Genomic DNA, 291 nt, shown 5'->3' with positions numbered 1-291 from the left:
CATAGTATCGGGAGTTGAGGATGTAGCGCCGGAGATCGGAAATGCTATGCCTTTATCTAATATTCCATTAGGTACTATTATCTCTTGTATTGAGCTTAGACCCGGGCAGGGAGCTGTTATGGCTCGTAGCGCCGGTGCATTCGCTCAGTTAATGGCAAGAGAAGGGAAGTACGCAACCATTAAATTGCCTTCAGGAGAGATCCGAAGAGTATTGGCCAGCTGTGTTGCAACAATTGGAGCTGTTTCAAACAGTGATCACCAGTTGCTTGTTTCAGGAAAAGCCGGTAGAAA

The 291-nt window shown here is 46.4% G+C and carries 1 pseudogene; it reads left to right on the top strand.

Features of this window, described 5'->3' with window-relative positions:
• A pseudogene (gene rplB, locus HC176_RS19090) lies at nucleotides 1-291 on the top strand (50S ribosomal protein L2); the annotation flags it as partial.

This window comes from Tamlana crocina (genome assembly GCF_012037625.1).
The sequence above is the reverse complement of the archived record's forward strand: the minus strand, read 5'-3'. Positions and strand labels throughout refer to the sequence as shown.